We start from the raw sequence: 6,026 nt of genomic DNA on the forward strand, positions 1-6,026 counted from the left end.
AGAATATGTCTTTAGCTCAACTTGGATACTCGGGCGTAAATGGTGGTTTTTCACAAAATCAGCAAATGCCACCTGTTCAATATGGTGCACCAAACATGCCGGTTTATAATCCGCCAATGCCAGCTCAGCAGTTTCAGCCAACCTTACAAGGCTTTCAGCAACCTGCAATGCAAAATATGCAGATGAATGCTTGGGGGGCTTTACCGCCACCAAGTTATGCTCAGCAACCAATAATGATGAACCAATATCAGCCATCAATGGCACAAATGCCTCAAATGCAACAGGTGCAGCCAATTCAGCAGATTCAATATCAACCACAAAACACTTTGCCTGTTGTGATGCCACAACCACAGATTATGCCTCAACCAACGCAGATGCAAGCTCAATTTCAGCAACCAGCTCAGCAAATTCAGCAAGTGCAGCCTGTAATTTCTGAAACGCCAGCTTTTGCAACGCCGAATGTTATACCTCAAAATAATACTCAAGTGCAACAAACGCTTGGCTTATCAGCCCCAACTTATGTAACTCCTATAACAAATACGCCGGTTGCAAATAATTTTATGCCTCAGCCACTGCAACCTCAGCTTCAGCCTGAAAATGCACCTATTCAGCAAGTAAATTTACAACAAGCTCCAATAACTAATATTCAGCAGGACAATAATTCTGCAAATCAGCCTCAACAATCAGTTAATCAACAGCAAAATATTGATATTGACGAATTCTTAGAGCCTTTATCTAACAATACACAAGAGACTAACCTTAAAACGGCTGAATCAGAAAATAATTTGAACATTCCGCTTGAGGCGCAAACTATGTTGCAAGCAAATGGCTCAAATGTAGCAGTTCCAGTTGAGAATATTAGTCAACAAGATGTTGTAAATACTATCGCAAAAAACGCTGAACCAGAAGTAGAAGATATACTTAAGAATCCTGCAAGAAGTGCTTATACACCTGCATCTGGTATTATCGATACTATGCAACAGAGAGGCAACGCTGCAAATATTGCAAACTTAAGTAATAGTGCAAATTCTTTGAATACTCCGCTAGATTTTGATCAATATGGCAACCCAGTTTTGCCAGCATCTTTTAATAAAACGGTAAGCCTTAAGCCTCAACAGGGTTTATATAACTATCAAGCACCAACAAGCCAACCTGCCTCAATGAATAATAATAATCTAAATTCTTTACAGCAAAGAGTTAATGAGATGAGATTATAAATCACCTTAATATTCTTTTTACAAAATTAGGCTTTGGCTTTGTGAGTTTGTGAATGTATTTTTTGCCGAAATATCTTTTATAAGTTCTTAATTCTTCAGTTAGCAATTCAGTGTAAAAATATTTATACATATTAGGCGTTAAATATCTAACAAACGCCCTACCCCATTTTATTTCTTGTTGCGGAACTCTGGCTAAAGCCTCAGCACACATTATTGCTTTTTCAATGTTTTTATTAGAATTTTTATAGGCAAGAGCTTGTGGCTCAAGATTAAATAGCATATCGCCAAGAATAATTATGCATTCCTCAGCAATCATAGATTTTTTCTTAATTTTTGAAACAAAATTTAAGCCAATTAATCTTGCGGAAATCAAAAAAATTATTTGAGAAATGATTTTTCTTAAAAATAAAAAATGTGTGAGAATTGCAAATTTTCTATATTTTAGTTGAATTCTATATTTTCTCTCATTGTCATAAACCCTTTTTAAGCCGATATTTTCTAATTTATTTATAATCTTTTTTAGCCTTTCTATATCTTTTTGCCGAGCTTCCTCGCATCTTGCATTTGGTGCATTCATATAAGGGTTTGTTGAGGCTCTGCCTATATTCTGCCCATATTCATTTTTTATTAAATCTGCATTATGTGCTAATTCTTGTGCTGCAATTATAAGTAATTTTGCAATTGCATTTTTGCCATCATTTTCATTATCAGATTCTTTTGCATCAAAAAAAGGGTTGCCACCGCAAGATACAAAAACTGAAGAATCTCGGAAGTCATTAGCTTGCAAGCCAGAGGAATATCTTGCACTTTGCCAAAGTTGCACATTTAGTAATTCAGAAACACTATGGCTGTAGGAAACAAAAAATTTTACCTCCTCATAAATCATATTCTCAATAATTGCTGGGTGAGCAGCTTGAACTAGAAGCCTTGCGATTTTTATCTCTTCATCTTCTAGTACATCTTCGTATTTAGATAATTTCCTTTTTAGAATTTGAACTTTATTTTCAGGGGATTCCAACTCATCATCTAGCTCATAGAAAATTTGTTTTTCTTTAAGAGTTTTATAAGTTTTTTGAAGTAATTTTTCGTCAGATAATTCTCTTTTTGAAAAACTTAAAAATTCTTCGCCACCTGCAAGGGGAAGAATTATGAAATTGCATTTATTATCAGCACTAATTCTAAGCAAACCTTTTTTAACAATTTTTTGTGCTAGATTTTCTAATTCAATATATAATTCATCTTTCTCCAGCATTGGCATAATCGCAAGCCTATCATAATGATTATTTATTGGAATTGGCATTGTAAAAATTATTCTTCAAGATTTTTACCAAAAATATATTTTAACGACTTAACTACAAATTGTCACCCCGCATTTATTGCGGGGTTATTGGTTGAAATTGTTTTCAAAACTAAGTTATAAGCGTTTTTTGCAATTAACCCAGCAATAAATGCGAGGTGACAATTGGCGGTTATTCCTCTACGAATTGTTTGAAATATAAATTTGCATATTCGCCATTCAATTCTAATAAAGCTTTGTGTGAGCCTCTTTCAATAATTTTTCCTTTAGAAATAACAAGAATTTCATCAGAATTTATAACGGTTGTAAGGCGATGAGCGATTGCAATGGTTGTTTTACCTTGCATTAATTTTTGGAGTGCAATTTTAATTTCATTTTCAGAATTAGTATCTAACGCACTTGTTGCTTCATCTAGCAGTAAAATTGGTGAGCCACTAATAACTGCTCTAGCAATAGCAATCCTTTGCCTTTGACCACCAGAAAGTTTTGCACCATTTTGCCCAACTTGAGAATAATATCCGTTTTCAAATTGTGAGATAAATTCATGAGCTTCCGCAATTTTTGCGGCATTTATAACATCATCAATTGTCGCATCTTTTTTTGTATATCGGATATTTTCAAAGATTGTATCATCAAAAAGCTGAACTTCCTGCCCAACATAAGCAATTGCATCACGAAGAGATTTTTGCGTTACATCTCTAACATCATTTTCATCGATTAAAATTTTACCAGATGAAACATCATAAAATCTAAGAATAAGATTTAAGATAGTTGATTTTCCACCGCCGGAATGGCCAACTAAAGCATATTTTTTGCCAGATTCAAGTTTGAAAGATAAATTTTCTAAAACTTTTTTACCATCACTATATTGAAAACTTACATCTTCAAAATTAATGTTACCTTTAACATTTGAAAGAGTTTTTGCATCTATTTTATCAATGATTTTATTTTTGTAATCAATCAAATTAAAAACTCTTTTTGCACATATTAAGCAAAGATGTAGCTGAACATTCATTCCAGAAACTGCTTTCATAGGCTTATAAGCCATCATAAGTGCGGCAAAAAATGAGAAAAAACTACCTGGTGTTGAAGTTCCATTTACCACTAAAGAGCCACCATATAAAAGAACTGCTGCAGTTCCAACGCCAATCAATGCCTCATTTAACTGAGAGGGAATATTTGAAATTCTTGCAATTTTCCAAGCTAATTTCTGAAGTTGCAATAATGATTTATTAACCTTCTCCGTTTCATAATCTTCCGCATTATAAGCCTTTACAACCTTTGCACCTCTTAAAGAATCGTCCATTACAACCGTAAATAATTCAAGTTGTTGTTGGTTATTAACCATATGTTTATTAATCTTTTTATAAACTAAGATTATCGGATAAATTGCTAGTGGAACACCTATAAGTGAAATTAAAGTAAGGGTTGGATTCATATAAATCATTACTGCAAAAAGAAAAATCACCGATAATGCATTTTTGAAAACCCCAGAAAGAATTAAATTTATCGCTCCCATCATTCCGTTAATATCATTCAAGATATTTGAGAGCATTTTTGCTGAGGAGTAATTATTAAAATATTCCATATCAGATGTTATAAATTTTCTGAATAATCTGAGCCTCATTCCGTTAATAAGAATGTTGTTTATAAGTGAAGATAAAACTACTTGATAATAGGTAAAAATAGCCTTTGCTATAGTTACAACTAATATCAAAATAGGAATTTGATATAAGGCCGCATTAGCTGAATTTTTTGAGAATAATGTTTCATCAACTGCTGGCTGAATAAGCAAAGCCTGCATTGAATTTGTGCCAGCTACTAAAATCATCAAAATAATGCTGATGATAATTTTAACTTTCTCAGGCCAAATAATTTCTTTTATAATTCTTGATATTAAAATTTTGTAATCTGAATAATTCATTTTTTAGAAAATTAAATATCCTCAACATATATAATCAAATTAAATAATTTCAAATTATTCATATTTTTAACCCTTTTAATTATCTAAATTTGCTATATAAGGAAGGTTTTATATCAAAACAAATCGCAATATGTCTGAAAAATTCATCTCAATCAAAGGTGCAAGAGAACATAACCTAAAAAATATAAGTATTGATATCCCAAAAGAAAAACTTGTTGTGGTTACTGGTCTTTCAGGCTCTGGAAAGTCATCATTGGCGTTTGATACGGTTTATGCTGAAGGGCAAAGGCGATATGTTGAATCTCTTTCCGCTTATGCTCGCCAATTCCTTGAGATGCACAATAAGCCTGATGTTGACCATATTGATGGGCTTTCGCCAGCGATTGCAATTGATCAAAAAACCACTTCAAAAAACCCGCGTTCAACGGTTGCAACAATTACTGAAATTTATGATTATCTGCGTTTACTTTATGCAAGAATTGGCATTCCATATTCCCCTGCAACTGGCTTGCCGATTGAAAAACAATCAGTTTCACAAATGGTTGATAGAATAAACGAAATGCCATTTGGCACAAAATTAAATATCCTCGCACCAATTGTTAGAGGTGCAAAAGGTGAACATACTCGTGAGCTTCTAAACCTTAAAAAAGATGGTTATACTAGGGTTAGAATTGATGGTGCAGTGCATAGTTTAGATGAAATTCCAATAATAGATAAAAATAAAAAGCACGATATGGAAGTTGTGGTTGATAGAATTGTGCTTGCTGAAGATTTAGGAAATCGCCTTGCACAATCAATTGAAACCTCTCTACAACTTTCAAATGGCTTACTTTATGTTGAAATTGTTGAGCTTGGCAAAGGCTATAAAGGTAATAATAAAAATGGAGAAGTTTTAATTTTTTCTGAAAAATTTGCCTGCCCTGTTTCTGGCTTCCAACTTACTGAAATTGAACCAAGAATGTTCTCTTTCAACTCACCTTATGGTGCTTGCCAATCCTGCGATGGTTTGGGTTCTGAGTTATTTTATGATCCTGATTTAGTTATTCCAAATCGCACAATTTCTATAAATGCAGGTGCTATTGCACCTTGGGCGAATAGCTCAAATAAGATGTATCGCCAAACCTTACAGGCACTTGCAAGCCATTACAAATTTTCTCTTGATACGCCTTTTAATGAGTTAGATGAGAAAGTTCAAAATATTATAATTTATGGTTCTGGTGCTGAAACTATTTCATTTGAATATGAAGATGGCTTAAGAAGTTTTAAGTTAAAACAACCTTTTGAGGGCGTAATTCCAAATATGGAAAAACGAGTTTCGGAATCTGACACCTTCCATTTAGGCTCTGCATATGAGGTTTATCAGGGTGAAACAAAATGTTCTGCTTGTAATGGTTATCGCTTAAAGGCTGAATCTCTATGCGTAAAAATCGCTGATTTACATATCGGACAAGTTTGTGAAATGACGATTGATGTTGCGATGGATTGGTTCAATCAACTTCCAAAAAAACTTAGTGTAACTCACAATAAAATTGCAGAAAGAATCTTAAAAGAAATTCAGCTTCGCCTAGCTTTCTTAAACGATGTTGGG

At 33.5% G+C, this 6,026-nt stretch carries 4 protein-coding genes; 2 read left to right on the top strand and 2 right to left on the bottom strand.

The features are described from left to right. Positions 1 to 1,217: hypothetical protein (locus SFT90_00395; protein MDX1948943.1), on the top strand; the 1,217-nt coding region annotated here is incomplete at its 5' end. Position 1,218: 1 nt separating this feature from the next. Here the strand turns inward: SFT90_00395 and SFT90_00400 are convergent. Both SFT90_00400 and SFT90_00405 read right to left on the bottom strand, forming a co-directional pair. Further along, positions 1,219 to 2,517 (bottom strand): DUF2748 family protein, encoded by a 1,299-nt coding sequence (locus tag SFT90_00400; protein MDX1948944.1) that lies wholly within the window; start codon positions 2,515 to 2,517, stop codon positions 1,219 to 1,221. Positions 2,518 to 2,686: 169 nt separating this feature from the next. Further along, positions 2,687 to 4,438: an ABC transporter ATP-binding protein gene (locus SFT90_00405; protein ID MDX1948945.1), complete on the bottom strand. Its 1,752-nt coding sequence runs from the start codon at positions 4,436 to 4,438 to the stop codon at positions 2,687 to 2,689. Between the two features lie 130 nt (positions 4,439 to 4,568). On the opposite strand from SFT90_00405, the gene SFT90_00410 reads away from it, so the two are divergent. After that, on the top strand, positions 4,569 to 6,026 hold a 1,458-nt coding region (locus tag SFT90_00410; protein ID MDX1948946.1), incomplete at its 3' end, for an excinuclease ABC subunit A.

Source organism: Rickettsiales bacterium (assembly GCA_033762595.1).
Lineage (GTDB): Bacteria > Pseudomonadota > Alphaproteobacteria > Rickettsiales > UBA8987 > JANPLD01.

Excerpts from the sequence above, each read along its gene's own strand:
- SFT90_00405 (MDX1948945.1), bottom strand. The coding sequence starts at position 4,438 with ATGAATTATTCAGATTACAAAATTTTAATATCAAGAATTATAAAAGAA.
- SFT90_00400 (MDX1948944.1), bottom strand. The coding sequence starts at position 2,517 with ATGCCAATTCCAATAAATAATCATTATGATAGGCTTGCGATTATGCCA.